We start from the raw sequence: 894 nt of genomic DNA, 5'->3' as shown, positions 1-894 counted from the left end.
CATTGTCTGCCCCATCACCATCTAACGCTGAACGTCTCTATCCGTGGGTCCGGATCCTTCTAAACGACGACCCTCGGCAACAACAACCATTCCCTGGGTGCTGTCGGCGGCCAGGCGCAGGCTCTCCACCCACTCGATGTTGACAGCAGCCGACCGCGCCTGGTCGAACTTGAAATAGAGCGGAATGCTCGGATGAATCCAGATAGAACTACGACCCCCGCCCACCTGAACGGAGTCTTTCCAGGAAAGAAGGAAACTCTCGCCCCTGCGAAGTTTGCAGACGATGGCGATTCGCACGTGCAGAAGCACCCAATCACTGAGTTCAACCGTGACCCTGCTGTTGTACGTCATCGAACCCATAGCTGACCACCTTCGACGGAAACGAGGCACGTCGAACATTGGCGACGCCGCCAGAGTGTCAGCGAGACTGACCTATAACGACTGCGCCACGAGAACGGTTCACGCCGGCAACATGCCGAACAAGAACAGCCGACACCACCGGTGTCAGAACGCCCGGCCCACAACAAAAGAAGCCACCGCCTCATCCAGCCGACCAAAACGGGGGTGGTCGCGGGGCGCTTCTACCTTCAATACCTCGAACGACAACCCACTGTGATTGATATACCCCAAAACTTTCTCCGGCGACTGTTCCCGCTGCCTCCGGTCAGCCACACGCCATTCGTGGTCCGACAGAACACACAATTCGAGGTCTTCAGCCCCGCATGGTTCATGGTTCATGGTTCATGGTTCATGATTCCGATTCGACATAGAAACCCCGTCACGCGCAACAACGTCAGACTCTTACTCGTCTTCGTGCTCCGCTAATTCTCACCAGTCTGGCGAACACATCCAACACAACACAAGGAAACCAGCCTTTTCCCTACCCAGACACAA

At 56.3% G+C, this 894-nt stretch carries 1 protein-coding gene; it reads right to left on the bottom strand.

Features of this window, described 5'->3' with window-relative positions; genetic code table 11:
* Positions 1–21 precede the first annotated feature (21 nt).
* Positions 22–360: a hypothetical protein gene (locus JF66_RS20720; protein WP_035880848.1), complete on the bottom strand. Its 339-nt coding sequence runs from the start codon at positions 358–360 to the stop codon at positions 22–24.
* Positions 361–894 lie beyond the last annotated feature (534 nt).

The sequence above is a fragment of the Cryobacterium sp. MLB-32 genome, from assembly GCF_000738085.1.
Classification (GTDB): Bacteria; Actinomycetota; Actinomycetes; order Actinomycetales; family Microbacteriaceae; genus Cryobacterium.
Note: the sequence above shows the minus strand (reverse complement) of the source record. Positions and strands in the feature narration are given on the sequence as shown.

Excerpts from the sequence above, each read along its gene's own strand:
- JF66_RS20720 (WP_035880848.1), bottom strand. The coding sequence starts at position 360 with ATGGGTTCGATGACGTACAACAGCAGGGTCACGGTTGAACTCAGTGAT.